General features: G+C 70.9%; 28 protein-coding genes. 9 read left to right on the forward strand and 19 right to left on the reverse strand.

Features of this window, described 5'->3' with window-relative positions; translation table 11 throughout:
• Window positions 1–121 precede the first annotated feature (121 nt).
• Window positions 122–1,027 carry a ferredoxin:protochlorophyllide reductase (ATP-dependent) iron-sulfur ATP-binding protein gene (gene bchL / locus CYAGR_RS00120; protein ID WP_015107703.1) on the forward strand — a complete coding sequence of 302 codons (906 nt, stop codon included), beginning with the start codon at window positions 122–124 and terminating at the stop codon, window positions 1,025–1,027.
• A 29-nt stretch (window positions 1,028–1,056) separates the two neighbouring features.
• On the opposite strand, the gene CYAGR_RS00125 is transcribed toward bchL, so the two are convergent.
• From CYAGR_RS00125 to psaM, 5 genes are all read right to left on the reverse strand, one after another.
• Entirely contained in the window at window positions 1,057–1,941 is an 885-nt protein-coding gene (locus tag CYAGR_RS00125; protein ID WP_015107704.1) for a hypothetical protein, read from the reverse strand.
• Entirely contained in the window at window positions 1,938–2,435 is a 498-nt protein-coding gene (locus tag CYAGR_RS00130) for a hypothetical protein (RefSeq protein ID WP_015107705.1), read from the reverse strand. The genes CYAGR_RS00125 and CYAGR_RS00130 overlap by 4 nt, the downstream gene beginning before the upstream one ends.
• 101 nt (window positions 2,436–2,536) lie before the next feature.
• Entirely contained in the window at window positions 2,537–3,562 is a 1,026-nt protein-coding gene (locus tag CYAGR_RS00135) for a protochlorophyllide reductase (RefSeq protein WP_015107706.1), read from the reverse strand.
• A 35-nt stretch (window positions 3,563–3,597) separates the two neighbouring features.
• A complete protein-coding gene (locus CYAGR_RS18785; protein ID WP_015107707.1) occupies window positions 3,598–4,185 on the reverse strand; it encodes a hypothetical protein in 588 nt (195 codons plus the stop codon).
• Window positions 4,186–4,257: 72 nt separating this feature from the next.
• Window positions 4,258–4,362 (reverse strand): photosystem I reaction center subunit XII, encoded by a 105-nt coding sequence (gene psaM / locus CYAGR_RS00145; protein WP_043325215.1) that lies wholly within the window; start codon window positions 4,360–4,362, stop codon window positions 4,258–4,260.
• Window positions 4,363–4,453: 91 nt separating this feature from the next.
• Here psaM and CYAGR_RS00150 point away from each other — a divergent pair, with 91 nt between their 5' ends.
• Window positions 4,454–4,951: a CRR6 family NdhI maturation factor gene (locus CYAGR_RS00150; protein WP_015107709.1), complete on the forward strand. Its 498-nt coding sequence runs from the start codon at window positions 4,454–4,456 to the stop codon at window positions 4,949–4,951.
• Window positions 4,952–5,010: 59 nt separating this feature from the next.
• The gene (locus tag CYAGR_RS00155) at window positions 5,011–5,796 is read left to right on the forward strand and encodes a lipoyl protein ligase domain-containing protein (protein WP_015107710.1); all 786 of its coding nucleotides are present in this window, start codon (window positions 5,011–5,013) and stop codon (window positions 5,794–5,796) included.
• On the opposite strand, the gene CYAGR_RS00160 is transcribed toward CYAGR_RS00155, so the two are convergent.
• Entirely contained in the window at window positions 5,730–7,037 is a 1,308-nt protein-coding gene (locus CYAGR_RS00160; RefSeq protein WP_043326051.1) for a site-2 protease family protein, read from the reverse strand. The two genes, CYAGR_RS00155 and CYAGR_RS00160, sit on opposite strands and share 67 nt — an antisense overlap.
• A 73-nt stretch (window positions 7,038–7,110) precedes the next feature.
• Here CYAGR_RS00160 and CYAGR_RS00165 point away from each other — a divergent pair, with 73 nt between their 5' ends.
• Window positions 7,111–7,794, forward strand: a complete 684-nt coding sequence (locus CYAGR_RS00165; RefSeq protein WP_015107712.1) for a phosphoribosylanthranilate isomerase — start codon at window positions 7,111–7,113, stop codon at window positions 7,792–7,794.
• A gap of 56 nt (window positions 7,795–7,850) precedes the next feature.
• Window positions 7,851–8,384, forward strand: coding sequence for a hypothetical protein (locus CYAGR_RS00170; RefSeq protein WP_015107713.1), 534 nt, complete (start codon window positions 7,851–7,853; stop codon window positions 8,382–8,384).
• A 6-nt stretch (window positions 8,385–8,390) separates the two neighbouring features.
• Here CYAGR_RS00170 and folE read toward each other — a convergent pair whose 3' ends face one another.
• From folE to CYAGR_RS00200, 6 genes are all read right to left on the reverse strand, one after another.
• On the reverse strand, window positions 8,391–9,134 hold the full coding sequence (folE, locus tag CYAGR_RS00175) for a GTP cyclohydrolase I (RefSeq protein ID WP_015107714.1): 744 nt from the start codon (window positions 9,132–9,134) through the stop codon (window positions 8,391–8,393).
• 8 nt (window positions 9,135–9,142) lie between these two features.
• A complete protein-coding gene (locus CYAGR_RS00180) occupies window positions 9,143–9,853 on the reverse strand; it encodes an SDR family oxidoreductase (RefSeq protein ID WP_015107715.1) in 711 nt (236 codons plus the stop codon).
• Between the two features lie 26 nt (window positions 9,854–9,879).
• Entirely contained in the window at window positions 9,880–10,869 is a 990-nt protein-coding gene (locus CYAGR_RS00185) for an acetyl-CoA carboxylase carboxyltransferase subunit alpha (RefSeq protein WP_015107716.1), read from the reverse strand.
• Window positions 10,870–10,888: 19 nt separating this feature from the next.
• Window positions 10,889–11,938, reverse strand: a complete 1,050-nt coding sequence (locus tag CYAGR_RS00190) for a long-chain acyl-[acyl-carrier-protein] reductase (protein WP_015107717.1) — start codon at window positions 11,936–11,938, stop codon at window positions 10,889–10,891.
• A gap of 82 nt (window positions 11,939–12,020) precedes the next feature.
• Window positions 12,021–12,761, reverse strand: coding sequence for an aldehyde oxygenase (deformylating) (locus tag CYAGR_RS00195; protein WP_015107718.1), 741 nt, complete (start codon window positions 12,759–12,761; stop codon window positions 12,021–12,023).
• Between the two features lie 35 nt (window positions 12,762–12,796).
• Window positions 12,797–13,603 (reverse strand): creatininase family protein, encoded by an 807-nt coding sequence (locus CYAGR_RS00200; RefSeq protein WP_015107719.1) that lies wholly within the window; start codon window positions 13,601–13,603, stop codon window positions 12,797–12,799.
• Between the two features lie 72 nt (window positions 13,604–13,675).
• On the opposite strand from CYAGR_RS00200, the gene CYAGR_RS00205 reads away from it, so the two are divergent.
• The 3 genes from CYAGR_RS00205 to CYAGR_RS00215 are packed head-to-tail and all read left to right on the forward strand — an operon-like array spanning window position 13,676 to window position 16,691.
• Window positions 13,676–14,983, forward strand: coding sequence for a S1 RNA-binding domain-containing protein (locus CYAGR_RS00205; RefSeq protein WP_043325218.1), 1,308 nt, complete (start codon window positions 13,676–13,678; stop codon window positions 14,981–14,983).
• The gene (locus CYAGR_RS00210; RefSeq protein ID WP_015107721.1) at window positions 14,980–15,870 is read left to right on the forward strand and encodes a Tab2/Atab2 family RNA-binding protein; all 891 of its coding nucleotides are present in this window, start codon (window positions 14,980–14,982) and stop codon (window positions 15,868–15,870) included. The genes CYAGR_RS00205 and CYAGR_RS00210 overlap by 4 nt, the downstream gene beginning before the upstream one ends.
• A 5-nt stretch (window positions 15,871–15,875) precedes the next feature.
• Window positions 15,876–16,691: a purine nucleoside phosphorylase YfiH/LACC1 family protein gene (locus CYAGR_RS00215; protein WP_015107722.1), complete on the forward strand. Its 816-nt coding sequence runs from the start codon at window positions 15,876–15,878 to the stop codon at window positions 16,689–16,691.
• Here CYAGR_RS00215 and CYAGR_RS00220 read toward each other — a convergent pair.
• Window positions 16,651–18,330 carry an NAD(P)/FAD-dependent oxidoreductase gene (locus CYAGR_RS00220; RefSeq protein ID WP_015107723.1) on the reverse strand — a complete coding sequence of 560 codons (1,680 nt, stop codon included), beginning with the start codon at window positions 18,328–18,330 and terminating at the stop codon, window positions 16,651–16,653. The genes CYAGR_RS00215 and CYAGR_RS00220 overlap by 41 nt on opposite strands.
• Window positions 18,331–18,439: 109 nt before the next feature.
• Here CYAGR_RS00220 and CYAGR_RS17930 point away from each other — a divergent pair, with 109 nt between their 5' ends.
• Window positions 18,440–18,595, forward strand: coding sequence for a hypothetical protein (locus tag CYAGR_RS17930; RefSeq protein ID WP_156818320.1), 156 nt, complete (start codon window positions 18,440–18,442; stop codon window positions 18,593–18,595).
• A gap of 21 nt (window positions 18,596–18,616) precedes the next feature.
• Here the strand turns inward: CYAGR_RS17930 and ppsA are convergent, their stop codons facing one another.
• From ppsA to hemH, 6 genes are all read right to left on the reverse strand, one after another.
• Entirely contained in the window at window positions 18,617–21,067 is a 2,451-nt protein-coding gene (ppsA, locus tag CYAGR_RS00225) for a phosphoenolpyruvate synthase (protein ID WP_015107725.1), read from the reverse strand.
• A gap of 95 nt (window positions 21,068–21,162) precedes the next feature.
• Window positions 21,163–21,378: a GIVxVP protein gene (locus CYAGR_RS00230; protein ID WP_015107726.1), complete on the reverse strand. Its 216-nt coding sequence runs from the start codon at window positions 21,376–21,378 to the stop codon at window positions 21,163–21,165.
• Window positions 21,375–21,731: a hypothetical protein gene (locus CYAGR_RS00235; protein ID WP_015107727.1), complete on the reverse strand. Its 357-nt coding sequence runs from the start codon at window positions 21,729–21,731 to the stop codon at window positions 21,375–21,377. The genes CYAGR_RS00230 and CYAGR_RS00235 overlap by 4 nt, the downstream gene beginning before the upstream one ends.
• Complete coding sequence (ilvB, locus tag CYAGR_RS00240; protein ID WP_043326054.1) at window positions 21,713–23,485, reverse strand: biosynthetic-type acetolactate synthase large subunit; 1,773 nt, start codon at window positions 23,483–23,485, stop codon at window positions 21,713–21,715. Before ilvB ends, CYAGR_RS00235 begins: the two co-directional genes overlap by 19 nt.
• 217 nt (window positions 23,486–23,702) lie before the next feature.
• Entirely contained in the window at window positions 23,703–24,317 is a 615-nt protein-coding gene (locus CYAGR_RS00245; RefSeq protein WP_015107729.1) for a M23 family metallopeptidase, read from the reverse strand.
• Window positions 24,298–25,473, reverse strand: a complete 1,176-nt coding sequence (hemH, locus tag CYAGR_RS00250; protein WP_015107730.1) for a ferrochelatase — start codon at window positions 25,471–25,473, stop codon at window positions 24,298–24,300. Before hemH ends, CYAGR_RS00245 begins: the two co-directional genes overlap by 20 nt.
• Between the last annotated feature and the right edge of the window lie 116 nt (window positions 25,474–25,589).

Consider the following 25,589-nt stretch of genomic DNA (forward strand, 5'->3'; position numbering starts at 1 on the left):
CGTTGAGGGCCCCTCTGGCGATGTTTCGGTTTGCGTGATCCCCTGACAGCCGGGATCCGACCTGAGCAGGCTGTTTCTGACGCGTGATCCGCCGGTTCTCCGGCTTCCCCTTGTTTTTCCTATGACCACCACACTCACGTCTCCCCCGAGCACCAACCCCCGCGAAGATGGCGAGGGCAGCCTGCAGGTGCATCAGGACGCGTCGATGAACATTGAGGAGGGGGCCCTGGTGATCGCCGTCTACGGCAAGGGCGGCATCGGCAAATCCACCACCTCGTCCAACCTCTCGGCCGCCTTCTCCAAGCTGGGCAAGCGGGTGCTGCAGATCGGTTGTGATCCGAAGCACGACTCCACCTTCACCCTCACCAAGAAGATGGTGCCGACGGTGATCGACATCCTCGAGACCGTTGATTTCCACACCGAGGAATTGCGGCCCGAGGACTTCGTCTTCGAGGGCTACAACGGCGTGATGTGCGTGGAATCGGGTGGTCCTCCGGCCGGCACCGGCTGCGGCGGCTACGTGACCGGACAGACGGTCAAGCTGCTGAAGGAGCACCACCTGCTCGAGGACACCGACGTGGTGATCTTCGATGTCCTTGGTGATGTGGTCTGCGGCGGCTTTGCGGCCCCCCTCCAGCACGCCCACTACTGCCTGATCGTGACGGCCAACGATTTCGATTCGATCTTCGCCATGAATCGGATCATGCAGGCGATCAATGCCAAGGCCAAGAACTACAAGGTGCGCCTCGGCGGGGTGATCGCCAATCGCTCCGAGCAAACCGACGAGATCGACAAGTTCAACGAGCGCACCGGCCTGCGCACCATGGCCCACTTCCGCACCGTTGACGCGATCCGCAAGTCACGGCTCAAGAAGTGCACCATCTTCGAGATGGAGAGCACCCCGGAGGTGCAGGCCGTCCAGGAGGAGTACCTGAGCCTGGCCCGCAAGATGCTCAGCGATGTGGAGCCGCTGGAGGCCGAATCCCTCAAGGACCGGGAGATCTTCGACCTGCTGGGCTTCGACTGATCGCCAGCCGACGGACCCCGGCGGGCCCGTCAGATCTCCGCGGCGGCCCGCTCCACCAGTCGACGGGCCACCGCCTGCACGCCCGTGTGCTGGTAGGTGTCGGTGAAGGCGTCGAGGAAGGTGGCCATCTGCTTGAAGCTCCCCTGCCAGGGGCCCAGCGTTCCCTCCAGGGCCTGAACCGCCTTCTGGCCGGTGAGACCCAGCTGGCTGGTGAAGCCGCCGGCCCAGCCCAGCCACGGTTCGACGCTGCGGCGCAGGAAGGTCAGATGGGCCCCATCCCCACGCCCCGGCAGCAGTCGGGCCATGCCGGCGTAGGCGGGCAGCTGGTGCAGGTCCTGCCTGTCGAGGCCCCCCAGCAGGCCATCCAGCCGCTGCAGGGCCTGGTCGCCCAGGGGCAGCAGGGCATCGAAGCAGATCAGGGCGGCCATCCTCACCCGGGCCTCCCCGGCGTAGTCGCCCAGGGCGGCGGCGAAGTCGCCGAAGCTGTCGCCGGGCAGGCCGTTCACCTGGGTGAAGGCCAGCATCTCGGCGGCCACCTTCAGGCTCAGATCCGCCGCCTGCAGGGTGTCGCTGGTGGGGGTGAGATCGGCGACCCGCTTCACCAGCGGCAGGGCGCCGCCGATGTTGGCCAGCAGCCGCAGGCCCCCGGCGGCCTTCTGGGAGCGGTTGACGGCGTCGTACAGGCTCAGGGCACGGCCATAGCCCTCGTGGCGCGCCTGGCTCAGCACGTCGGCCCGGGCCCGCACCTGCCGGATCAGCTCCGGATCGGTGCTGCCCAGCACGTCGGCGATCAGCGTGTCGGCCCGGGTGATGTTGGGCCAGCCGCCGGGCACCAGGGTGCTGAGGCCCTTGATGGCCAGCACCGTCAGGTTGCGGCGGGGCAGACGCTCAAGGCGCTCGAGAACGGTGCTCATGCTGCCCCCTGCAGAGCCGCCAGGCCCCTCAGGTTGAAGCGCCCGAGCAGGTCCTGACGCTGCTCCGGATCCAGTCCCTCACTCTGGCCGATCACCTTGACCTGGAAGCGGTCGGCCACCAGCAGGGCGGTGGCCTGCGGCCCCTGCTCCACCAGCGGCCAGCCCTGCAGGCGGCTCTGGCTGGCTTCGAACTTGAGGCGGGCCCCCGGAGCGGTGGTGACATCGGAGATGGCCAGCAGGGCCTTCACCTGGCCGCCATGCTTGAGCCGGGCCTCGCTGAAGCCACGCTTCTCCTGGGTGAACACCAGCTGGTCGCCGTCCTCGGGCTCGGGAAACAGCCGGTTGAAGGCGGCACCGTTCACCACCTGGCTCAGCGGCACATCGGCCACGGTTCCGCCCGGTAGCCAGGAGCGGAAGGGCAGGAACAGGAAGGCGCCGATGGACAGGCTGACGACCAGCAGCAGTCCCACTCCCCAGCGCAGCGTGCGGGTCATCGGCTCCAGGGGGTGGTTACTGGATGACTCCTAGCGGCTTCTTGCGGCCTTGCGCCTGAATCGGCAGATTCCGATGCAATGGCGCCGGCCCGGCGATCGCCTCAGGCCAGCCCCACCAGCTGCATCGAGTAGTCCCACATCCGCTGGGCGGTGACGGGGTTGCTGGCCTTCTCCGAGAGCTCCTGGCTGAACTGTTTGCCCCCCTTGGTCTGCCGGTTTCCCCAGCTCCAGTGCACCCCGGAGACGGCGAACTCCGGATCGGCCGTCACCTGGGCCACCCGTTCGCCGGCCAGGGCCTGGCTCACGTAACCGCCGGTGATGTTCTTCTGGAACCAGGGGAAGATCGTCTGGAAGGCCCGCGGCGTGTGACGGAAGAGGGGGGTGTCGGCCACGCAGCCCGGATAGAGGGAGGTGAAGACGATGCCGGTGCTGCCGTGCAGCCGGCGGTGCAGCTCCTGGGTGGTGATCATGTTGCAGAGCTTGCTGTCCTTGTACGCCTTGCCGGGCTTGAAGCTCTTGCCGCTGGCCATGGCGATCGGGGCCTTGAAGCCGGCGGCGAAGCCCGAGAGGTCGCCGAGATCGGCGGGCGCCGGGATGGGGATCTTGCCCCCCAGCTCCTTGGAATTGGCGGTGACGGTGCCCAGGATCACCAGGCGCCGCGACGGGTGGGAGGAGCGCTTGAGGTCTTCCAGCAGCAGGTGGATCAGCAGGAAATGGCCGAAGTGGTTGGTGGCCATCGAGATCTCGTAGCCCTGGGGCGAGCGCTCCGGATGCTTCAGCCGCGGCAGGTAGACCGCCGCATTGCAGACCAGGGCATCCAGGGGGCGCCCGGTGGCATGGAAGGCGTCGACCAGGGCGCGCACGCTGTCGAGATCCGCCAGATCCACCTTCAGGTGGGTCACCGCGCCATCGGCCATGCCCAGGGCCGCCTGGGCCCGCCGGGCCTTGTCGGTGTCCCTGCAGGCCATCACCACGTGCCAGCCCCGATCCACCAGGGCCTTGGCGGCGAACAGACCGACACCGGAGGAGGCGCCGGTGATCAGGGCTGTTCCGGGAACCCCAGGGCCGGCAGCCGTGCCCCGGGACGCGGCGGGGGAAAGGGCGGTCTCACCGGATGGGGTCACCATGGCGTTGCTGATCCGCGGGCGAAGGGGGCCCCAACCTACGGACGGGTGCCCTGATTTCCGGATCCGGTCGCGGCGGATTCAACAGTTGGAAACGGACGGTTCGACTGCCAGATCACCCGCAGGCGGTTCGGGGCGATCCACTGGCTCTGCTCCCGGATCAGGCGCTGCTCACCCTCCACCATGAACAGGGCGTCGAAGCGTTCCCGGGCCTTGACCAGCTTGGCGTTCTCCAGTTCCAGCACGGCGGCGATCTCACCCTGGCTCTCCATGCGCTGCTGGTAGGCGCCGGCGAGGCGGAACAGGCTCACGCCGGTGAGGGCGACCAGCCCCAGCTTGACGGCCAGGCCGATCAGGCTGCAGACCAGCTCCTGCCGCTCGGCGGACAGGGAGAGCAGCTGGCTGTCGCGGCTGCAGCCGCCGGGTTCGCCGTCGCCATGGACGGGCTCAAGGCTGGAGCCGACGACCGCCGGCTGGCCGTGGAGGCTGGGAATCGAGCGCAGCGAAAAAGGACCACCAGCGGCGTCCCCGGGCGTCTGGCGGGACCGGGAACGCCGCGGACGGCCCGTGGAGCTTCGTGCAGCGGGGGGCTGGCGCCGGGAAGGCTGGGGCTGGGTCTGGCGCACCTGAGGGAAGGCTGCGAGCCCTCCGCTTGTAGCAGCCTGCCCGGGCCTTGCCAAGGGAGCGGCGCTGCAGCTTCAGGCTTTGTAGAGGCTGAAGCAGAGACGGACGGCCAACACCCCGGCATGGGCCGCCACGATGAGGGCGATCAGCACTTCGGCCTGATTGATCGGAGTGACCATGTCCTTGACGGTGGATGGAGTTTGACCGACCCATTCTTCGGCCATCGCGAGCTACGGTCCAGCCTCCGGTCCTGCCCTGTCACAGCTCTTGATGGCGCCCCCACCCTGCCCCGAGCCCCCTCCCGAGCCCCTGAAGGTGTCCGGCGCCCAGGTGCGCGCCCTCGACCTCTCCCCCCTGGCGGGCCTGGCGTCGCTGGCGCCGGCCGCGCTGCTGAGCGCCGCCAGCGGACTGACCCTTGACTTCGGCTGGCCCCGGGAGGCGGAGGATCCCCGCGAACTCTCGGAGATCCCCGAACTGCGGCTCTGGAGCCTGCGGGCCGACGCGCTCCATCCCTGGCTGCCCCTGGTGCTGGAGCGCAGCGGCGGCCAGCTCACCCGCCATGTGGCCATGCTGCTTCCCCATGGCTTCAGCCCCACCGAGGGGATCCGTTTCGCACCCGAGAGCCTTGAGCTCTGGATCACCCAGCGCCTGTTCCTGCTCGACCACTGGGCCGCCACCGGCGGGATTGAGTGCCGCGCCAACCTGGGCCAGATGGCCGCCGTGCTGGGCTACGAGCTCGACCCCGGCTTCTGGAGCGTGATGCCCTGAGCCTCCAACCAGACAGCGAGGCCGCGGCGTCGGCCCCATCCATAACGCCAGAGGCACCGATGCGTTGGATCGGGACGACGCGCCTGGGCGGGGACTGGCAGATGGCGATCGACGCCTGGCTGCTGGACGGCCCGCCGGCGCCGGCCTTCCGGCTCTACCGCTGGTCGCGGCCCACCCTCTCCCTGGGCTGGCACCAGCGGCGGCTCGAGCCCCACTGGTGGGACCTGCGGCGCCAGGGGCGCCTCGACCTGGTGCGCCGCCCCAGCGGCGGCCGGGCCGTGCTCCATGGCGCCGATCTCACCTATGCCCTGGTGTGGCCCCGGCCCCAGGGAACCCGATCCGAGGTCTATGGGCGGGCCCTTGTCTGGCTGGTGGAGGCCTTCGCCGCCATGGGCCTGCCGCTGCAAGGCGGCCGCCAGGCGGCCAGCCTGCAGCGCAGCAGCTGCTTCGCCACCAGCACCGTCGCCGACCTGGTCCACGCCAACGGAGCCAAGCGCGTGGGCAGTGCCCAGCTCTGGCGCGGTGGCCACCTGCTGCAGCACGGGTCGATCCAGCTGGACCCCTGCCCTGGCCTCTGGCGGGAGGTGTTCAGAGGCGATCCCCCGGACCTCGATCCCCTGCCGCTGGCCGGGATCGAGCTGGAGGAGCATCTGCTCCGCTCGGCCGCCCGCTGGCTGCCGTGGCGCCCCGTCCCCGATCCCGGCGGGTCGTCACCGGTGCCTCCCCTGGCCTCCCTGACGCCGCAGGAGCTGGCCGCGATCGCCCCGCGGCTCGTCCGTTACCGGCTGACCGAATCCGTCAGCGGTGAGACCTCCCCCGAGCTGACCATGCCGCGGGCCACCTGACCGAGGGCCATGCCCAGGGGGTAGCCGTTCTCCCGGCGAGCGACGGTGAGCAGATTGGCGGGCAGCCGCAGTCCCAGCTTCTTGAGCACCGCGTCCCCCAGTTCGGGGCGCTCCACGGTGCCACAGGGCAACCCCGCCGGACTGAGCACCAGCAGCCGCTGGTGGTTGCCGTCGTCCAGCTGGAGGGCGGCCTGCCAGAGCGGGGCGGATTCGGGGATGGCGGGCAGGCTGGAGAGGGGCTGGAGGTGGTGTCCCACCGTTTCCCGGTCCCAGCACTGGACCGGCAGGGACTGGAGGGGCGCGTCATCGATGACCCCCTGCCAGCGACCCCGGTCGCAGACCAGCAGCCACTCCGGCGGGCCGCTGGACTCCCGCTCGGCGGGGGGAGCGTCGTCGCCGGCCTCGGCGATGGGCGGCGCCGCGGTGCCCAGGCGCAACCGGCTCAGCTCCCGCAGGGTGGTGTCGGCCTCCAGCACCCGGAAGCGACGCTGGGCCACATCCCGGACCTTGAGATCCTTGAGGGCCTGCTGGACGACCAGCATCTGCTTCTGGTTCCGGGCCGCCCCGAGGCCGAACCAGCCCAGCAGGATCAGCCAGGCGCCGCCGATGCCGCCGCCCCGCAGCAGCAGCACGGTCCCCATGCCGACGGCGAGCAGGGACAGGAACCGGCCGCAGGCATTGGCCACCTCCACGCCGCGCCGCTGGCTGCCGGAGAACTGCCAGACCAGGGCCTTGACGATCAGCCCCCCATCCAGGGGCAGGCCGGGCAGCAGGTTGAACAGGCCCAGGACCAGGTTGAGGGCCGCGAGTCGCTCCACCATCTGACCCAGCACCGGGGCCACGTGGCTGGCGGCATGGGTGGAGGCCAGCAGGCCGAACCCCAACACCAGGCTCACCGCCGGGCCGGCCGCCGCCACCATCAGGGCGCCGCGGGCCGTGGAGCATTCCCGCTCGACACTGGCCACGCCGCCCAGCAGGAACAGGGTGATGCTCTTCACCTTGACCCCCTGGTGCAGAGCCACCAGGGAATGGCCCAGCTCGTGCAGCAGCACGGAGACGAACAGGGCCAGTGCCGTGACCAGGGCCACGGCCCAGAGCGCCGCTGGGGCGAGCTGGCTGCCCAGGCTGAGGGCGTACTGCTGCTGGAAGGCCAGGGTGGCCAGCAGCAGGATGACGAACCAGCTTGGGTGGATGCGCAGGGGGATGCCGCGGATCGTCAGCAGTTGCCAGCCTTCACCCACGGGCACCGTCCGCTCGGAGACCCGGCCATGGCCGGGGTTGTTCGTTCCATCCTAGAAAGGCAGGCTTGCCGCCTTGATTCCGGTCACCACTCCGCTGCTCAAGATCTGCGGGCTCCGGGAGCCGGCCCAGGCCACCGCCATCGCGGCCCTGGGGGCCGATGCGATCGGGGTCATCGCCGTTCCCGGCTCGCCCCGCTACGTGCCGCCGGAGCAGCGGGCCGCCCTGTTCGCTGCCATGGCCGCCGGCCGCCCCGCCATCGCCGCAGACCGTCCCGATTGCTTCGGTGTGCTGGTGGTGGCCGATCCCGGGGACGATCAGCTGGAGGAGCTGGCGGCGGGGCAGGGCCATGCGGTGGTGCAGCTGCATGGGGAGGAGAGCGCCGAGCGCTGCCGCGAGCTGGGCGGGCGGCTGGGGGTGCGCCTCTGGAAGGCCCTGCGGGTGCGGACGCCCGAGGACCTGGAGCGGGCGGCCGCCTACGCGGGCGTGGTGGAGGCCCTGCTGCTCGATGCCTGGTGCCCCGGCCAGCTGGGGGGCACCGGGCACCGGATCCCGATCGAATGGCTTGAGCACTTCCGCCCGTCCATGCCTTGGTGGCTGGCCGGGGGGGTCGGCCCCGGGACGGCGGGCGAGCTGCTGGCCCGGCTGCGTCCCGATGGCCTCGATGCCTCCAGTGCCCTGGAGGAGCGTCCCGGCGTCAAGGACCTGGCGCGGGTCGCGTCCCTGGTGGCAGCGGTGCGTGGATCCGGCGGCGGTTGATTGGCGTTTGGCGCTGCCGGGTGCAGGATCGGTGCAGCCCGATATCCGATCCCCACTTGGCCTTCCTCCGCCGCCCTTCGCGAGCCCGTGCCGCCCTGCCCCTGGCCCTGCTTCTGGCCGCACTGCCCGGGGCACCGGGGCTGCGGGCTCAGGACCTTGTGGGCTGCCAGCTGGTGGACGGCACGCTCCAGTGCGTCCCCGGGGTGACGGCCGATCCCCAGCAGCAGATCCAGCTGCTGCGCCAGCAGATCGCCGGCGACCAGCGGATCGAGGGGGCGGTGGAGCAGCGGATCGCCGGACTCGACCAGCTCCTGCTCCAGGGCGAGGCCGTGCAGGGGGCCATGCTCCAGGCCACGGCAGCCGCCGAGGGGCTGGCCGCCCTGCCGCCAGCGGCCTTCCACTGGTACCGGCTGTCCCCCGGAAAGGTCCAGTGGCAGCTGATCGCCGGGGCCAGCGGCCCCACCTACGCCCTCACCTCCGCCGATGTGGCCTCCCAGGTGATGGTGGTAGTGGCGGTGCCGACCCCGGGGGGCAGCCAGCGCAGCGTCTCCCAGGTGGTGGGGCCGGTCCAGCCGCGCCCTGCCAACTGAGCCGGCTCAGGTGCTGAGCAGGGCCTCCTGCTGACGCACGAGCTCGAAGAACTCCTGCTTGAGGCTCGGGTCGTGGCGGAAATCACCGCGCACGACCGAGTTGACCATGCTGGTCTGGGGTTCCTTCACCCCGCGCCATTTCATGCAGTAGTGCTGGGCCTTAACCAGGATCGCCAGTCCGAGGGGCTGGCAGAGCCGCTCGATCTCGTTGGCGAGGATGATCACCGCCTCCTCCTGGATGTGGGGCCGGGAGAAGACCCAGTCGGCGACGCGAGAGAACTTCGACAGGCCGATCACCCGCTCACCGGGTTTGATGCCGATCCAGCAGTTGCCGAGGATCGGAACCAGGTGGTGGGAACAGGCGGAACGGATGGAGATGGGCCCGACGGTGTAGATCTCATCGAGCTGCTTCACGTTGGGGAAGCTGGCGATCTTCGGCTGCTCGTGGTAACGACCCTTGAACACCTCGTGGAGGTACATCTTGGCGACCCGCTCGGCCGTCTCCTCGGTGTTGTGGTCGTTCTCGATATCGATCACCAGGCTGCGCAGCAGGTCGCGCACCTTGCCGGCCACCTCGATCTCCAGCTGGTCGAGCTCACCCTCGCGCAGGTGGTCGGAGATGTTGTCGTTGGCCAGAAACGGGATCCCTTCCTTCTGCAGCCGTTCGCGGATCCGCAGGCTGACGGGGATGGGGGTCGTGACGGGAGCGGCCTGACGGGCGCTTAGGCCAGTGGGGAGGGTGGATGTCATAAGGGGGGTTAGAAGGCTCCGGCGGCCGGCATCAGGGTGAGGTCCTCAACCGTCTGGCTGTGGGATTGCCGCGCAAGGTAGAGCAGGGATTCGGCGACCTGCTCGGCTGAAAGCATGGCACGTCGGTCGAAGGAACTGTGGACGGTTTCACTGTCCCAGAGGGGTGTATTCACCGCCCCCAGGGTGAGGGTGCTCACGGCGATGCCGGCGGAGCGCTCCTCCGCTTCGAGGCAGCGGCTGAAGGAGGCCAGGGCGGCCTTGCTGACGCAGTAGGCCCCCCACTCGGGAAAGGCGTTGCGGGCGGCATGGCTGCTGACGTTGATGATCCGCCCGCCACCCGCCTGGCGCAGGGCCGGCAGCACCGCCTGGCAGACCTGGAAGACGCTGGTGAGGTTGAGCTGCAGCAGCCACTGCCAGCGCTCGATCGGCATCACCGCCAGGGGGCCGGTCCAGGCGGCACCGGCGTTGTTGATCACCACCGAAGGCACCAGACCGCGCCCGAGCAGTTCGGTCAGGGCGGGCGCAATGGCTTCCGGCTGGGTCAGGTCGAGGGCCAGGGTCTCAACGCGGCGGCCCAGGGCCCGCAGCTCGGCGGCGAGCCCGTCGAGGTCGGCCTGGCCTCGGGCCACCAGCAGCAGGTCGTAGCCCTCAGCGGCGAAACGCCTCGCGGTGGCCGCGCCGATGCCACGGGAGGCACCGGTGATCAGAGCGACGGGCAAAGGGCCGGACGGCAGGGAGGCAAACCCTACGGTGCGTGGGCGGGATCCGGCGTCGCCCCCTCCAGGACCTGGCCCATGCGCCGGTACTTGGCGTAGCGGGCCTCCAGCAGGGCGGATTCGCTGTAGGTCTGCAGCTCAGCGAGGTGGCTGAGCAGGGCCTGGCGCAGGGTTTCGGCGGCCTGGATCGGCGCCCAGTGGTTGCCCCCGGAGGGCTCCTTCAGCAGGGCATCCACCAGCCCGAGCTGCAGCAGATCGGCGCCGGTGATGCGCAGGGCCTCGGCGGCGGCGGGGGCCTTCGCCGCATCGCGCCAGAGGATCGAGGCGCAGGCCTCAGGGCTGGCCACGGTGTAGACGCTGTGCTCGAACATCAGCAGGCGGTCGGCCACGCCGATGCCGAGGGCGCCGCCGGAGCCCCCTTCCCCGATCACCACAGCGATGATCGGCACCCGCAGCCGGAACATCTCGCGCAGGTTCACGGCGATCGCCTCCCCCTGGCCCTCCTCCTCGGCCTTGACGCCGGCGTAGGCCCCGGGGGTGTCGATGAAGCTGAGGATCGGCAGGCGGAAGCGATCGGCGTGCTCCATCAGCCGCAGGGCTTTGCGGTAGCCGCCTGGAGAGGCCATGCCGAAGTTGCGGGCCACGTTCTCCTTCATGTCGCGGCCCTTCTGGTGGCCGAGCAGCACCACGGGCTGGTCGCCGATGCGACCCACACCACCCACCAGGGCGCGATCGTCGTTGCCGCGGCGGTCGCCGTGCAGCTCGATCCACTCATCGGTGATGACCTGGATATAATCGAGGGTGCTGGGCCGCTGGGGGTGGCGGGCCACCTGGATCTTCTGGGCCGGGGAGAGGGAGCTGAAGATCTCCTCCCGCCGCCGGGTGGCGAGGGTTTCGAGCTGCAGCAGCTGCTGGCTCACGTCCACCTCGGAATCGCGGGCCAGCTGGCGGATCTGCTCGATCTGCTCCTCGAGCTCCACCAGCGGTTTCTCGAACTCCAGCAGGACGCGGCGGGCCATGGGCGCTCAGGCGAGGGGATCAGGTGATGGAGAGGCTGGGGATCGCTGCTTGGACTTCCAGGCCCAGGGCCTGGAAACCGTGGCGAAGGGAGGCGGCGCCGATCAGATCCATCTTCTCGAGGCTGATGTTGTTGCGGCCCCAGCTGAAGTTGGTGTGCAGCCCTTCGAACTCCAGCAGCATCGCTTCGGCGAAGCAGGCGAACATCTGGCGCTGCGGTTTGGCCATCTCGGCGGCCTCCATCATCTGCCAGCCGATGTCGGAGCCGAACTCGACGATGCCGCCCTTGAGGACGTGGATGCCGTCGCCGGCGGCCCGGGTGTCCAGGTTCTTGGGGTAGCCGCCGTCGACCATCAGGCAGGGACGGGGGAGCTGGCTGGGGTCGATGGTGCTGGCCTGGGCCAGGCTGGCGACCCAGACCACCACGTCGGCTTCGGCCAGGGCGTCTTCCAGGGGCAGGATGCGACCACCGCCGAGCTCCTGCTGGAGATCGGCCAGGGGCTGGGGCCGGCGGGCCACCAGCAGCAGCTCCTGCACGCCGGTGCGCTGGGAGAGCCAGCGGCAGACGGCGCTGCCGATGTCACCGGTGGCACCCACCACCGCCACCTTCGCCCGGCGCAGGTCGATGCCAAGCTTCGGGGCGTTCTCTTCCACCTGACGGCAGAGGACCCAGGCGGTGTGGGTGTTGCCGGTGGTGAACCGCGTCCAGTCGAGGGTGGTGGCACGCACCTGCTGCTCCCGCAGCAGCTTGAAATCCTCGAAGATGATCGAGGTGAAGCCCCCCAGGGCGGTGATGTCGATGCCGCTCTTCTGTGCCAGCTCCATGGCATTGAGCACCTTGCGCTTGGCCGTCTTGAAGCGGCTCAGCATTTCGGGCACGAACACCGAATCGATGTAGGCCCCTTCGATGCGCTTGCCCGTGGGGCTGGTGACACTGATCCGCTCCACCAGCTGGGGCGGAGCGCTGCACCACATGTCCAGATCCCCCTCCGCGTACTCCTCAAAACCCAGGCTTCGCGCCAGGTTGCGGGCCGACTCGAAGCTGGTGGAATGACCGATCAGGCCGAACATGCAGGAAGGAGAGAGCGGCGGCAGGGGCGGGGCCGGATGTCGCCGACGCTACATCCTCCCCAGGGGTGGGGAAGGGGGCGGCTCAGCCCACCAGGGCCGCGGCGGCCATCCGGGCGATTTCCCTGGGGGTGAAGCCGATGTCGGTGAGAGCGTCCTGGTAGGCGATCAGGAAATCCTCGATCAGATCCTCCTTCTCCATGTGGAGGACGGCGGCGTCGGCGGCCACGCGGTCGAGCATGCGGCGCACGTGGGGGAGGTTGTCGCGGTTGGCCTGCTCCAGCTCGGCGCGGGACTCCTCGAGATGGGCCTTGAGCCACTCCTGGCCGTAGTTGAGGTGGGTGTACTCGTCCTTGACGACCCCTTCGGTGATCTTGCGGGCGAACGGATCGGCGACAGGAATATAAATGTGGTAAGCCGAGATGGCGAAGGCTTCGATCAGCAGGGCCTGGATCAGCAGGCAGGTGACCACCTTGCCCTCCTTGAGGGCCGCCTGGAAGTTGTTGCGCAGGGGGGAGAAGAATTCCTGGGCGAAGGGCATGTCGGCAGTGACGCCAAGGTTGTTGCCGCAGGCGGTGAAGCCCTTCATGTGCTTCAGCTCCATGCGGGCCAGGCGGGCCAGTTCCTCGGCCTGGTCGGGCAGCAGGGTGCCCAGGGACATGTAGTTGTCGTGAGCTTCCTGCTCCCCTTCGATGACGATCGCGTTGATGCGGCTGTAGGCGTCCTTGTAGGCGGCGGTGCTGAAGTCGGGCAGGTCGCTCCCCTCGATCGGGCCCACCGGATCCAGGGAGGAATCGACGGACGTGGTGGTTGCGACGGTGGGCATGGGAACCACGGGGATAAGCAATCCCACGACTTTAGTCACGCTCCGCCGGAGGTCGGCGGCCAGTCGCTGTGCAGCAGGGCCTCCAGTCGCCGCTCCCAGCTCTCCACCAGCCGGCCGAACAGCTCGCGGCCCAGCGCCTCGCTGGCGCCGAACGGATCACCGATCACGCCGCTGGCACTGATCTCCTGCGTGCGCCAGGCGCTGGGGCAGGCCCCTTCCAGGCTCCAGCCGGCGGGCGGGGCCTGGCCCTCGCCGGGGCCGTCGGCGGCGGGGAGGGGCCCGGCGACGGCCGGTTCGAGAAACAGCATCAGGCTGGTCTCGGCCAGGCCGGCGTGGAGGCCGTTGCTGCGTTCCGGTTCGGGAATCAGCGGTCCGAGCCCATCGACGCCGCGCCACAGGAAGCAGGGCAGCACCGCCAGGGCGGGTTCGAGCACCCGCAGCTCCCGGGCCGCCGCCTCCAGCAGGCCGATCTGGCCGCCATGGGCGTTGAAGAGCACCAGCCGCTGGAAGCCCGCGGCCGCGACCCCTTTGCCGACGGCGCGTACCAGGTCGATCAGCAGCCCCGCCGGCAGGCTCAGGGTCCCCGGGAAGCCCAGGTGCTCCGGCGAGAAGCCGAGGCTCTGCAGCGGCAGGCGCCAGATCGGCAGCTCGGGATCGAGCCGGTCCAGCACCGCTGCGGCCACCCGTTCGGCGAACAGGGCATCGGTGCCCAGGGGCAGCAGCGGACCGTGCTGCTCGACGGCGCCCAGGGGCCAGAGCACCGTGCTGCCCGGACGGGCCGCCTGCTCACGCACCGTCGTCCAGCTGAGGCTGGCGAGGCGTCGCTCGGTGCTGGTGGGCATCGGCGGAGAGAGGACCGGCCTCAGAAGGGTGATTCGTACAGTGTGGGTCCCCGTGCTTCGCTGAGGACCTCCATGGCAGGAACCGGCAACCCCGCGCCGCGTCAGCCCCGGAACCCCGCCCAGCGCCCCACGCCGCCGGCGAGGCCTTCCGGGTCGGCCCCGGCGCCGCTGCGCAAGCCCCCCCAGGTGTTGATGATCAAGAAGGAGGACGAGGCGGCGCCCGAGCCCCCTCTCGCCCCGGCCTCCCCCGGCCCGTCCGGTGCCCCGCCGGCGGCCTCCGGACCGGTCGCCGCACCGGTGCGGTCCCCCTCGCCCTCCCCCGATGACGAGGCCCGCTTCGATCTCGAGGGCATCGAGGGCCTGACGATGGCCGATCTGCTCGGACCGGCCCCGGATCGGCGCGGCGGTTCGGCGCGGTCGGCCGGCAGGGCCCCCGCCGCCGCCGCCGAGGCCGCCCCTGGCGAGTCCTCCCGCCAGGCCCGCACCGTCGACGATTTCGACTTCGACGAGGAGGCCTTCCTCGCCGCCCTCGACGAGAACGCCCCGGTGGGCACCACCGGCGAGGTGGTTCAGGGGGTGGTGATCGGCATGGAGAGCGACGGTGTCTATGTCGACATCGGCGGCAAGGCCCCCGGTTTCATGCCCAAGAGCGAGTGTGGCCTGGGGGTGATCACCAACCTCAAGGAGCGCTTCCCGAAGGGACTGCCGATCGAGGTGCTCGTCACCCGCGAGCAGAACGCCGACGGCATGGTGACGATCAGCGCCCGCGCCCTGGCCCTGCGCCAGAGCTGGGAGAAGGTGCGCCAGCTGGAGAAGGAGGGCAAGGTGGTGCAGGTGAGGGTGAACGGCTTCAACCGCGGCGGTGTCACCTGTGACCTGGAGGGCCTGCGCGGCTTCATCCCCCGCTCCCAGCTCAACGAGGGTGAGAATCACGAGGCCCTCGTCGGCCAGACCCTGGGCGTCGCCTTCCTGGAGGTCAATGCCGAGACCCGCAAGCTGGTGCTCTCCGAGAAGCGGGCCGCCACCGCCGCCCGTTTCGCCACCCTGGAGGTGGGCCAGCTCGTGGAAGGCCAGGTGGTGTCGATCAAGCCCTACGGCTTCTTCGTCGACCTGGGCGGTGTCAGCGGCCTGCTGCACCAGTCCTCGATCACCGGGGGTGCCCTGAGGGATCTGCGCGAGGCGTTCCAGCAGGGTGAGCACCTCAAGGCCCTGATCACCGCCGTCGACCCCGCCCGGGGCCGCATCGCCCTCAACACCGCCCTGCTCGAAGGTCCCCCCGGCGAGCTGCTGATCGCCAAGGACACCGTCATGGCCGAGGCCGAGGACCGGGCCCACCGGGCCCGCTCGCTGCTGCGCCAGCAGGAACAGGACGCAGGATGAGCGCAGCGGCAGTGGTGCAGGCCCCCGGCCCGGACTGGGAGCTCGATTACTACTCCAGGCCGATCCTGGAGGCCGATGGCAAGAAGCGCTGGGAGCTGCTGATCTGCTCGACGGCGGGCCTGCAGCCGACGCCGGACCCCTTCCGCTGGTCGATGGACTGTCCGGCCGCCAGCGTTAATTCCCAGTGGCTGCGCGGGGCGATCGAGGCGGCCCTGGCGGCGGCCGCTGAGCAGGGCTACGGCCCGCCGCGGCGGCTGCGCTGCTGGCGCGGCTCGATGCGGGCCATGGTGCAGCGGGCGGCCGAAGGGCTCGGCCTGGAGCTGGTGCCGAGCCGGCGCTGCTATGGCCTGGTGGAGTGGCTGCGGGAACGTCAGGCCAGCGTCTACCCCCTGGAGCCCGGCTACATGGCCGGCCCCCTCGCCCCGCCACCGCAGCCGATTCCCCCCGTGGCCCTGCCCCTGCCCGAGGCGGCCCGGGGCGACCGCTGGAGCTGGGCCACCCTGACCGCCGCCACCCTGGCCGAGGCCGGCGGCTGGGAGATCGCCTTCCCCGGCCTGGTGGCCCTGCCGTCCGCCATCGATCCCGCCACACCGGTCCCCGGGATCCGGCTGTTCAGCCGCCGGCGGGCCCTGGCCATCGCCGGCTGGCTGTCCGGTCTGGAGCCGACCCGGCTGGAGGTCAGCGCCGGCCAGCTGGTGCTGGAGGCGGGCCTCGAGGATCGCTGGATCCTGGCTCGACTGCCGGAGGAGGAGGCGCGGCTGGCCCAGCAGGCCTTTGCGGAGGCCCGGGAGAGGGCCGGCGGCCTCCAGTTCATCGCCATCCAGGCCAGCGAGGAGGCCTCCACCCTGGAGGGCTTCTGGCTGCTGCGCGACCTGCCCGATGGCTGAGGCGGATGGCTGAGGCGCTCGAGCCCCCCTTCGATCGGCCCGATGCCGGCTTCAACGACCTCCCCGGCTGGACCTGGGTGGGCACCTATGGCGGCCACTATCTCCAGTGCGACCTGCTGGCGGCCTTTGAGCACGGCTTCTTCACCCGCCAGTGGCAGGGGCGGCCGCCGGAGGAGCTGGCCGGCGCCCTCAGTGCCGGCGTCAGTGTGCACCGCACCCGCCAGGTGCATGGCGGTGCTGTGCTGGCCGCCTCCGCCGCCGACCGGGAGCCCTGGCCGGAGGCCGACGGACTGCGCAGCGACCTGGGCGGCCAGAGCCTCTGGGTGTGCGGGGCCGACTGCACCCCCGTGCTGATCGCCGACCCCGCCAGCGGCCGGGTGGCGGCCTGCCATGCGGGCTGGCGCGGGGTCGCGGCCAGGATCGTGCCGGCGGCGATCGAGGCGCTGGTGGCCGATGGCGCCAGCCGTGATCGGCTTGTGGTGGCGCTCGGTCCGGCCGTGGCCGGCTTCCGCTACCAGGTGGAACGCTCCGTGACCCTGCAGGTGGCCGCCGCCATGGCGCCCGAGGGCAGCGGCCCGCCGCCGGAGCGGGCCCTGGCCGATCTGGAGCGCTGCGGCGCCCTGCTGCCGGATCCCGCCCCCGGCCGGGACCGGCTCGACATCCGACGGGCCACGGCGCTGCAGCTGGAAGGCCAGGGGATCGGGCCGGAGCGGATCGGTCTCTGCCCGCTCTGCACCGTGGCCGAACCGGCCCTGTTCCATTCTTGGCGTCGCGACGGGGTCAGGGCGGTGCAGTGGAGCGGTGTGGTGTCCCAAGGCTGAGCGCCACCGCTTCGGCCACCTTGATGCCGTCGATCGCCGCCGAGAGGATGCCGCCGGCATGGCCGGCCCCCTCCCCGGCCGGGAAGAGTCCCGGGGTGTTGAGGCTCTCGAGCTCGGTGGGGTGGCGCAGCAGGCGCAGGGGTGAGGAGGTGCGGGTCTCGACGCCGGTCAGCAGCGCCCCCGCCATGGCGTACCCCGGGATGCGGCGGGCGAAGGCCGGCAGGGCCTCCCGGATCGCGTCGAGCACGTAGGCCGGCAGGCAGCCGTCCAGGCTGCCGAAGCGCAGGCCGGGCTGGTACGAACCCACCACCGCCTCCGGGGGGGACTCCTGGCTGGGCCTGTGCTCCAGAAAATCCTCCAGCCACTGGGCCGGTGCCCGGTAGTCGCCGCCGCCGGCGTCGAAGGCCTGCCGCTCCCAGTGGCGCTGGAAGGCGATCCCGGCCAGGGCCTCCGCCCCCTCCTGGGCATACGGCGCCAGATCCTCCTGGCTGATGGGCACCACCAGGCCGCTGTTGGCATTGCGCTCCCGGCGTGAGTGCTGGCTCATGCCGTTGGTGACGACGCAGCCCTCCTCCGAGGTCGCCCCCACCACCAGGCCGCCGGGACACATGCAGAAGCTGTAGACGCTGCGGCCGGCGCCGGCCTCCCCGCCGTGATGGACCAGCTTGTATTCCGCCGGCCCGAGCCGCGGATGGCCGGCCGCCTCCCCCCAGCGGGCCCGGTCGACCAGGGCCTGGGGGTGCTCGATCCGCACCCCGACCGCAAAGGGCTTGGGCTCCATGGCCACACCCAGGCGATGCAGCATCGCGAAGGTGTCCCGGGCGCTGTGGCCCGGCGCCAGCACCAGGTGGCGGGTGGCGATGCATGTGCCGTCGGCCAGCCGCACGCCCGCCAGGCGCCGCTCGGGGCCGTCCCCCAGCAGCAGCTCGACCACGTGCTGACCGAAACGGACCTCGCCCCCCAGGGCCTCGATCCGGGCCCGCAGCCCGCGTACCACCGTGGCCAGCTTGAAGGTGCCGATGTGGGGGTGGTGCAGGGTGAGGATCTCCGGGTCGGCCCCGGCCGCCACCAGTTCCTCCAGCACCTTGCGGATGTAGGTGGGGTTCTCGCTCACCTGGCTGTAGAGCTTGCCGTCGGAGAAGGTGCCGGCTCCCCCCTCGCCGAACTGGACATTGGAGCCGGGATCGAAGCGGCGGCGGCCCTGCCAGAAGCCGAAGGTGTCCGCGGTGCGCTCCTTCACCGCCTTGCCGCGCTCCAGCAGCAGCGGCCGCCAGCCCATCTGGGCCAGCAGCAGGGCGGCGAAGTAGCCGCAGGGTCCGGCGCCCACCACCACCGGGCGCAGCTCCGAGGAGGTCCCCTCGGCCCGGGCCACGGGGCGGTAGCGGCTGTCCGGGGTCGGACGCAGGTGGGGGTCGCCGGCGAAGCGGCGCAGCAGACGGCGCCTGGCGCCGCCCTCGAGCTCCAGGTCGAGGCAGTACACCAGGGCGATGGCACCGCGCCGCCGGGCATCGACGCTGCGTTTCACCAGGTGGTGGCCGCGCAGCTCACCGGGGGCGAGCCGCAGCCGGCGGGTGATGGCCGCGTCCAGGTCGGCGGCGCTGTGGTCAAGCGGCAGTTTCAGCTCGCTGAGGCGCAGCACGGCCGTGGCAGGTGGAGGGCTGCTGGCGTTCTAGGGCACGGCGGGATCGGCGCCATCGGCGCAAAAGGTGCCATGGTGGAACCTGATCGCGCCTGGGGCCGGATTTCGGATGGGTCTGGCTCACTGTCCCCTCTGCATGGGTCTGGCGGCGCTCTGCGCGGTGCGCTGCGGTGCCCATGCCCTGCTGCTCTGGCGTCTCTGGTTCGAGGGGGGCGGGACGCCGGAGGGCCCAGCGCCGGTGCGGCTCCGCCAGGCCGCTTGTTGAGGCGAACCGGACCCCGCCCCGTCACGCCTTGCCCGCTGGGCTGGCAGCGTCCAGCTCGGTCTCCATGGCGGCGATGGCGATGCGGGTGGGCACCACCGCATCGGGGTTGAGGCTGATCGAGTCGATCCCCTCCTCCACCAGAAAACGGGCGAAGTCGGGGTAGTCGCTCGGGGCCTGGCCGCAGATGCCGATCTTGCGGCCGCAGCGGCGGACCGTGCGGATCGCCAGCCGGATCATGTCCTTGACCGTGGGATGCCGCTCGTCGAACAGGTCCGCCACCAGGGCCGAATCCCGGTCGAGCCCCAGGGTGAGCTGGGTGAGGTCGTTGGAGCCGATCGAGAAGCCGTCGAAGCGTTCGGCGAAGGCCTCGGCGCCGATCACGTTGCTCGGCAGTTCGCACATCACGTACACCTCCAGGCCGTCCCTCCCCCGCACCAGCCCCTCGCCGGCCATGACCTCCAGCACCCGGTCCCCCTCCTCGGGGGTGCGGCAGAAGGGGACCATCGGGATCACGTTGGCCAGCCCCATCGACTCCCGCACCCGTCGCAGGGCCCGGCACTCCAGCGCGAAGGCGGCGCGGAAGGCGGGGGCGTAGTAGCGGGAGGCCCCGCGCCAGCCGATCATCGGGTTCTCCTCCGCCGGCTCAAAGGCCGCTCCGCCCTGCAGGCGGGCGTACTCGTTGCTCTTGAAGTCGGAGAAGCGCAGGATCACCGGCCGCGGATGGAAGGCGGCGGCGATCCGGGCCATGCCCTGGCTGAGCAGGTCCACGTAGTAGTCGGCCGGCGCGTCGTACCCCGCCACCAGTTCCGCGATGGCCGCCCGGTCGGCCGCCGCCGTCACCCGCTCGGGCGCGAGCAGGGCCATCGGGTGCACCCGGATGTGGTTGGCGATGATGAACTCCAGCCGGGCCAGGCCCACGCCGTCGCAGGGGATCGAGGCCAGGTGGAAGGCCTCCTCGGGGTTGCCCACGTTCATCAGGATCCGGGTTCGGGTGGCCGGCAGGTCGCCGATGGCCTGCTCCTCCACCCGGAACGGCACCGCCCCCCGGTAGACGTGGCCCACGTCCCCCTCGCAGCAGCTCAGGGTGATGGTGTCGCCGTCGGCGATCCGGCCGGTGCCGTCGCCCGTGCCGACGATCGCCGTCAGGCCCATCTCCCGGGCGATGATCGCCGCGTGGCAGGTGCGGCCCCCCTGGTCGGTGACCACCCCACTGGCCTTCTTCAGGATCGGCTCCCAGTCGGGGTCCGTGCGGCGGGTCACCAGCAGGTCGCCGTCCATGAACCGGGCGATCTCGCCGGGATCGCTGATCACCCGGGCCCGGCCGCTGCATACCGAGGCGCCGATGGCCCGGCCGCTGGTGATCTCCTCGGCCTCGTGCGGCTCCAGGTGCCAGCTGCGCAGCACCGCTCCGCCCCGGCGGGATTCCACCGTTTCCGGCCGGGCCTGGAGGATGAACAGCTCGCCGCTGAGGCCGTCCTTGGCCCACTCGATGTCCATCGGGGTGGGCACCCCGCGGCGCTCGCCGTAGTGGCGTTCGATCACGCAGGCCCAGCGCGCCAGGGTCAGGGCTTCGGCGTCGCTGAGGGCGAAGCGCCGGCGGTCCTCCGGGGATACAGCTTCGTTGCGCACCGCCCGGCCATCACCGCCGCCGGGGTCGGCATAGACCATGCGCAGGGCCTTGCTCCCCAGCCGCCGGCTCAGGATCGGGGCGAACCCCTGCTCCAGGGTGGGCTTGAAGATCAGCCACTCATCCGGGTTCACGGCGCCCTGCACCACGTTCTCCCCCAGCCCCCAGGCGGCGGTCAGCAGCACGGCGTCGCGGAAGCCGGTTTCGGTGTCGATGCTGAACATCACCCCGGAACTGGCCAGATCGGAGCGCACCATGCGCTGCACCCCGATCGAGAGGGCCACCTCCAGGTGATCGAAGCCGTGCTGCTGCCGGTAGACGATGGCCCGATCGGTGAACAGCGACGCGTAGCAGCGCCGGCAGGCCTCCAGCAGGGCCGCCTCCCCCTCGACATGCAGAAACGTCTCCTGCTGCCCGGCGAAGCTGGCCTCCGGCAGATCCTCGGCCGTGGCGCTGGAGCGCACCGCCACCACGGCCGGGCCGCCGCCAGAGGCCAGCTCGCCGCTGAGCTCCCGGTAGGCGGCCACGATCGCCTGGGCCAGCGGCGGTGGCAGTTCCGCCCGGCCGATCCGCTCCCGGGCCCCCTGGCCGGCCGCCTGCAGGGCCGCCAGATCGTCGGCATCCAGCCCGTCAAGCAGCTCGGCCAGCACCGGCCGGAGTCCGTTGGCGGCGATGAAGAGCCGGTAGGCGGCGGCCGTGGTGGCGAAGCCGCCCGGCACCCGGACGCCGGCGGGCTCCAGCCGCTGGATCATCTCCCCCAGGGAGGCGTTCTTGCCGCCCACCTCGGCGATGGCGTCGAGGCCGACCTTGGCCAGGGACACGACAAGCCGATCGGAGTCCCGCATCCCCTTCGCCCTGACTGTCCCAACTCTGGGGCCGCCCTCCCCTGCCGGCGCCGGGCTGTGATCTTTGGTCGTCGCGCTGGTGCCTGGGCCGGCGCTCAGGGTTTGGGGTCGGAATCGGTGGGGGGCGGGCTGGATTCGGGCAGCAGCTGGGCCAGCAGACCGGCTCCCATCAGGACGGCGCCGAGGGTGAGGGCCAGACCCCGGTTGGCGGCGGCGGGGCCGTCGACCCAGGTGCCGGCGGCCAGGAAGGCCCCGCCCAGCAGCAGGGTGGGCACCAGCACGATGCCCTTGGCGGTGCGGTTGAGGCTCATGGGCAGGCCTCCGGCCGGGCGAGGCCGGCACCGATCAGCCCGTCGGCGATGTCGTCGCCGCCGGCCAGCAGGCTCACCCGGGCCAGCAGGGTGCCGTCCCGCTGGCCCATGGGGCGGAGATTCACCTTGGTGCGGCGGGGCAGGGCCTGGCGGAGCCAGCTGATCGCCTCGCTCTCCTGGCCTGGCGCCAGTTCCATGCAGGCCAGTTCCACGGGGTAGCTGCGGTTGCCATCACCCACCTGGAGCAGGGTGCCGCTGCGCACCTGGAACACCTCCGCAGCAGCCGCAGCACCCGGAAAGGCGATTACCAGGGCCAGCAGGAGCGCGAGGAGGTTCAGAGTTTGGCGCCGCAACTGGGACAGAACAGGTGGGCACTGGCGGTGGTGCTGCCGCAGGCGTTGCATTGGCGGATGGTGTCGATGGCCAGCTCGGGATGGCTGGGCAGGCCCACCATCTGGGCGTTGCTGGCGCCGGGGGGCACCATCGGATAGCAGTTTTCGTTGCGGCGCACGCGCACATCGACGAACACCGGACCCGGATGGGCCAGGGCCTCCGCCAGACCGGACCGCAGCTGGGCCCGGTCGGTGATGCCGATGCCCTTGACGCCGAAGGCTTCGGCCAGGGCGGGGAAATCGGGCATGCCGCCGGTCATCTCCGAACTGGAGTAGCGCTCCTCGTAGAAGCTCTCCTGCCACTGGCGCACCATCCCCTGCCAGCCGTTGTTGAGCACCACCACCTTCACCGGCAGCTGGTACTGGCTGAGGGTGCCCAGCTCCTGGATGTTCATCAGGATGCTGGCGTCGCCCGCCACGCAGATCACCGTCTCGTCGGGGAAGGCGGTCTGGACGCCCATGGCGGCGGGCATGCCGAAGCCCATGGTGCCCAGGCCGGCGCTGCTGATCCAGCGGCGGGGTCCGTTGCGCAGGAACTGGGCCGCCCACATCTGGTGCTGGCCCACATCGGTGGTGAAGAAGGCCTCGGAGGCCAGCTCCCGCAGGGCGATCACCGCCTCCTGCGGCGCGATCTCGCCGGTGGGCTGGGGGATCACCAGGGGGTAGTGGTGCTTCCAGGTGTCGATACGCTCCAGCCAGGCGTCGGTGCGGCGGTTGGAGCCCTCGCCCACCGAGGCCTGCAGCAGGGCCTCCAGGGCCTGCTTGACGTCGGAGACGACGGGCACCTCGGGCACCCGGTTCTTGCCCACCTCGGCCGCATCGATGTCGATGTGGATCACCTGGGCCCGGGGGGCGAAGCTGTCGAGACGGCCGGTGACCCGGTCATCGAAGCGGGCCCCGACGGCGATCAGCAGGTCGCACTCGGTGACGGCGAAGTTGGCGTAGGCGGTGCCGTGCATGCCGAGCATGCCGACGGAAAGGGGGTGGTTTTCGTCGAAGGCCCCCTTGCCCATCAAGGTGGTGGTGACGGGCAGGCGGAACCGTTCCGCCAGCTGATGCACTTCGCCATGGGCGTCGGAGGCGATGGCGCCGCCCCCCACGTAGAGGAGGGGACGCCGGGCCTGGCGGATCAGGGCCAGGGCGGCACCGATCGCCTCCGGTCTGGGGGCCGGCGAACGCTTGAAGCCGGAGGGGACCGCCGATCCCGGGGCCACCGGGGTGTAGTCGAACTCCTCGGCGCCCACATCCTTGGGCACGTCGATCAGCACCGGCCCGGGCCGACCGCTGGCGGCGATCAGGAAGGCTTCGGCCACGATGCGGCCGATGTCGGCGGGGTCGCGGACGACCCAGGAGTGCTTCACGATCGGCAGGGTGATGCCGAAGATGTCGGTTTCCTGGAAGGCATCGGTGCCGATGGCGGCCCGGGGCACCTGGCCGGTGATGACCACCATCGGCACCGAGTCCATCTGGGCCGTGGCGATGCCGGTGACCAGGTTGGTGGCGCCGGGGCCGGAGGTGCCGAAGCAAACGCCCACCCGGCCGGTGGCGCGGGCGTAGGCGTCGGCGGCGTGGGTGCCGCCCTGCTCGTGGCGCACCAGGATGTGCTGCAGCCAGCCCCGGGCCTCCGCCTTGTGGAGCTCGTCGTAGATGGGAAGGATGGCGCCGCCCGGGTAGCCAAAGATGTGGCGCACGCCATGGCGGTGCAGGGCATCCATCAGGGCGTAGGCCCCGCTCACCCGCAACGGCGCTGACGACGGAGCCGAGGCCACAGGACTGGAAACAGTGGGGCTGCTGGTCCCGGCGGCGGCGATGGCGGAGGGAAGGGGCGTGAGCGTCACGGCGGCGGCTGGGGTCGGGCGAAGGGAGGGAGTCGTCAGGGTGGGAGAGCGGTCGGCCCGGGAGCCAGGCGTCCGGGCAGGGGTCTCGGAACCATCAGCGGAAGACACCAAGGTTAGGTCGCTGGAGGGGGTTTGGGTTGCGCTGACGGCGGCTCTCCGCCATGGCCCGCAACACTCGGGCCGGATCCATCCAGGCGCCCCGATAACGCATGCCCCAGTGGAGGTGGGGGCCGGTGGTGCTGCCCGTGAGGCCCACATGGCCGATCACCTGGCCGGTGGCCACCCGCTGTCCCTCCCGCAGCAGGATGCCGCCGCTGCGGTAGACGCCGTTGCCGGCCTGTCCTCCGAGGTGACAGTAGATGTGCTCGTAGCTGCCGGAGCGGATCACCAGCCCGTTGCCGCAGCCGCCGTCGACGATCACCTCGCTCACCGTTCCCGCCCACCAGCTGCGGATCGGCGAGCCCAGGGGCGCGGCGATGTCGATGCCGTAGTGGGGTCGGACGTCGCCGCTGAGGGGGTGGGAGCGCATGCCGAAGCCGCTGGTGTAGCCCGCGAAGCTCGCCACCGGAAACACTCCCCTGGCCCACAGGCTGGCGTTGCGGGCCTCGGCGGGCAGGGCCTGGCTGCTCAGCCCCAGGGTGGCGGCGATCACCAGCGAACGGCTCCGCAGGCCGGGACGCCTGGGGCGCTCAGAGCAGTCCAAGAGCATGCAGCGGGCCGTGACCGGTGAGCAATTCCAGCAGAAAAGCGGAGAATCCGACCATGGCCAGCCGGCCATTCCAGACCTCGGAGCTGTTGTTCCAGCCCCAGGCCCACTTGTCCTGGGGATAGAGCTTGACCTTCTTGGGCAGCTGGGCCGCCATGTCGAGGTTCACCTCCGGGCCCGCCATGGCTTCCTGCACCAGGTCGGCGAGTCCCTGGATGAAGGTGGGGTCGGTGTCGAGGGCCGGCACCCGGCGGAAGTGGCTGACGCCGGCCTCGGTGGCGATCTCCCGGTACTCGATGTCGATCTCCTCGAGCGTCTCGATGTGTTCGCTGACGAAGCTGATCGGCACCACCACCAGCTCCTGGACACCCTGCTCCCCGAGCTCCCGCAGGGCATCCTCGGTGTAGGGCTTGAGCCACTCCACCGGCCCCACCCGGCTCTGGTAGGCGAGGGTGGAGGGGTTGGGGTGGCCCAGCAGCTGGGCGAGCCGATCCATCACCAGCGCGGCGCAGGCCTCGATCTCCTTCTGGTAGGGGTCGCCAGCCTCCTCCACGTAGCTCTTAGGCACCCCGTGGGCACTGAAGAAGATGTGGGCCGACTCCGGGGCTTCGCAGTTGCGGATCTCACGGGCGATCAGCCCGGCCATGGCATTGATGTAGCCGGGATGGTCGTACCAGCTGCGGATGCAGCGGATCGGCAGGCGGCGGAAGGCCGGGTCGGCCTGGCGGAGGCGCTGCAGCTCCCGGAAGCTGGAGCCGCTGGTGCTGATCGAGAAGTGGGGATAGAGCGGCAGCACCACCACCTCCTCCACCCCATCGGCCTTGATGTCGCCCACCGCGGATTCGGTGAAGGGGTGCCAGTAGCGCATCGCCACGTAGCTGGTGGCGTCCACCCCCTCCTGGCGCAGGCGGCTCTGCAGCTCCCTGGCCTGCTGCTCGGTGATGCGGCGCAGGGGGGAGCCGCCGCCGATGGAGCGGTAGGCCTCCTTCGACTTGCCGCTGCGCAGGGTGCTGATCAGCCAGGCCAGGGGTTTCTGCAGTGCCGGCGTGGGCAGGCGGATGATCTCCGGATCGGAGAAGAGGTTGTAGAGGAATGGCCCGACGTCCTCGATCCGCTCCGGACCGCCGAGGTTCAGCAGCAGCACGCCGACCCTGGCCATGCCTTCGATCAGAAAGGCAGAGCGTAACCCCGCCTCCCCACCGGCGGCTGCCCGGCAGGTCAGCATGGCCCTCCCTGGCGGCGCCGGGACGGCAGGGGTAGCGTCCGGCCCAGCTC

Source organism: Cyanobium gracile PCC 6307 (assembly GCF_000316515.1).
In the GTDB taxonomy this organism is placed as follows: domain Bacteria; phylum Cyanobacteriota; class Cyanobacteriia; order PCC-6307; family Cyanobiaceae; genus Cyanobium; species Cyanobium gracile.

Bases quoted from the DNA above. Each gene is read 5' to 3' on its own strand.
- folE (WP_015107714.1), bottom strand. From the start codon at position 9,134: ATGACATCCACCCTCCCCACTGGCCTAAGCGCCCGTCAGGCCGCTCCC.
- psaM (WP_043325215.1), bottom strand. From the start codon at position 4,362: ATGGTCACTCCGATCAATCAGGCCGAAGTGCTGATCGCCCTCATCGTG.
- CYAGR_RS00155 (WP_015107710.1), top strand. From the start codon at position 5,011: ATGCGTTGGATCGGGACGACGCGCCTGGGCGGGGACTGGCAGATGGCG.
- CYAGR_RS00215 (WP_015107722.1), top strand. From the start codon at position 15,876: ATGGCTGAGGCGCTCGAGCCCCCCTTCGATCGGCCCGATGCCGGCTTC.
- CYAGR_RS00200 (WP_015107719.1), bottom strand. From the start codon at position 13,603: ATGCCCACCAGCACCGAGCGACGCCTCGCCAGCCTCAGCTGGACGACG.
- bchL (WP_015107703.1), top strand. From the start codon at position 122: ATGACCACCACACTCACGTCTCCCCCGAGCACCAACCCCCGCGAAGAT.
- CYAGR_RS00135 (WP_015107706.1), bottom strand. From the start codon at position 3,562: ATGGTGACCCCATCCGGTGAGACCGCCCTTTCCCCCGCCGCGTCCCGG.
- CYAGR_RS00130 (WP_015107705.1), bottom strand. From the start codon at position 2,435: ATGACCCGCACGCTGCGCTGGGGAGTGGGACTGCTGCTGGTCGTCAGC.
- hemH (WP_015107730.1), bottom strand. From the start codon at position 25,473: ATGGCCAGGGTCGGCGTGCTGCTGCTGAACCTCGGCGGTCCGGAGCGG.
- CYAGR_RS17930 (WP_156818320.1), top strand. From the start codon at position 18,440: ATGGGTCTGGCTCACTGTCCCCTCTGCATGGGTCTGGCGGCGCTCTGC.
- CYAGR_RS00190 (WP_015107717.1), bottom strand. From the start codon at position 11,938: ATGTTCGGCCTGATCGGTCATTCCACCAGCTTCGAGTCGGCCCGCAAC.
- CYAGR_RS00245 (WP_015107729.1), bottom strand. From the start codon at position 24,317: ATGCTCTTGGACTGCTCTGAGCGCCCCAGGCGTCCCGGCCTGCGGAGC.
- CYAGR_RS00185 (WP_015107716.1), bottom strand. From the start codon at position 10,869: ATGGCCCGCCGCGTCCTGCTGGAGTTCGAGAAACCGCTGGTGGAGCTC.
- CYAGR_RS00150 (WP_015107709.1), top strand. From the start codon at position 4,454: ATGGCGCCCCCACCCTGCCCCGAGCCCCCTCCCGAGCCCCTGAAGGTG.
- CYAGR_RS00230 (WP_015107726.1), bottom strand. From the start codon at position 21,378: ATGAGCCTCAACCGCACCGCCAAGGGCATCGTGCTGGTGCCCACCCTG.
- CYAGR_RS00210 (WP_015107721.1), top strand. From the start codon at position 14,980: ATGAGCGCAGCGGCAGTGGTGCAGGCCCCCGGCCCGGACTGGGAGCTC.
- CYAGR_RS00195 (WP_015107718.1), bottom strand. From the start codon at position 12,761: ATGCCCACCGTCGCAACCACCACGTCCGTCGATTCCTCCCTGGATCCG.
- CYAGR_RS00125 (WP_015107704.1), bottom strand. From the start codon at position 1,941: ATGAGCACCGTTCTCGAGCGCCTTGAGCGTCTGCCCCGCCGCAACCTG.
- ppsA (WP_015107725.1), bottom strand. From the start codon at position 21,067: ATGCGGGACTCCGATCGGCTTGTCGTGTCCCTGGCCAAGGTCGGCCTC.
- ilvB (WP_043326054.1), bottom strand. From the start codon at position 23,485: ATGGATGCCCTGCACCGCCATGGCGTGCGCCACATCTTTGGCTACCCG.
- CYAGR_RS00205 (WP_043325218.1), top strand. From the start codon at position 13,676: ATGGCAGGAACCGGCAACCCCGCGCCGCGTCAGCCCCGGAACCCCGCC.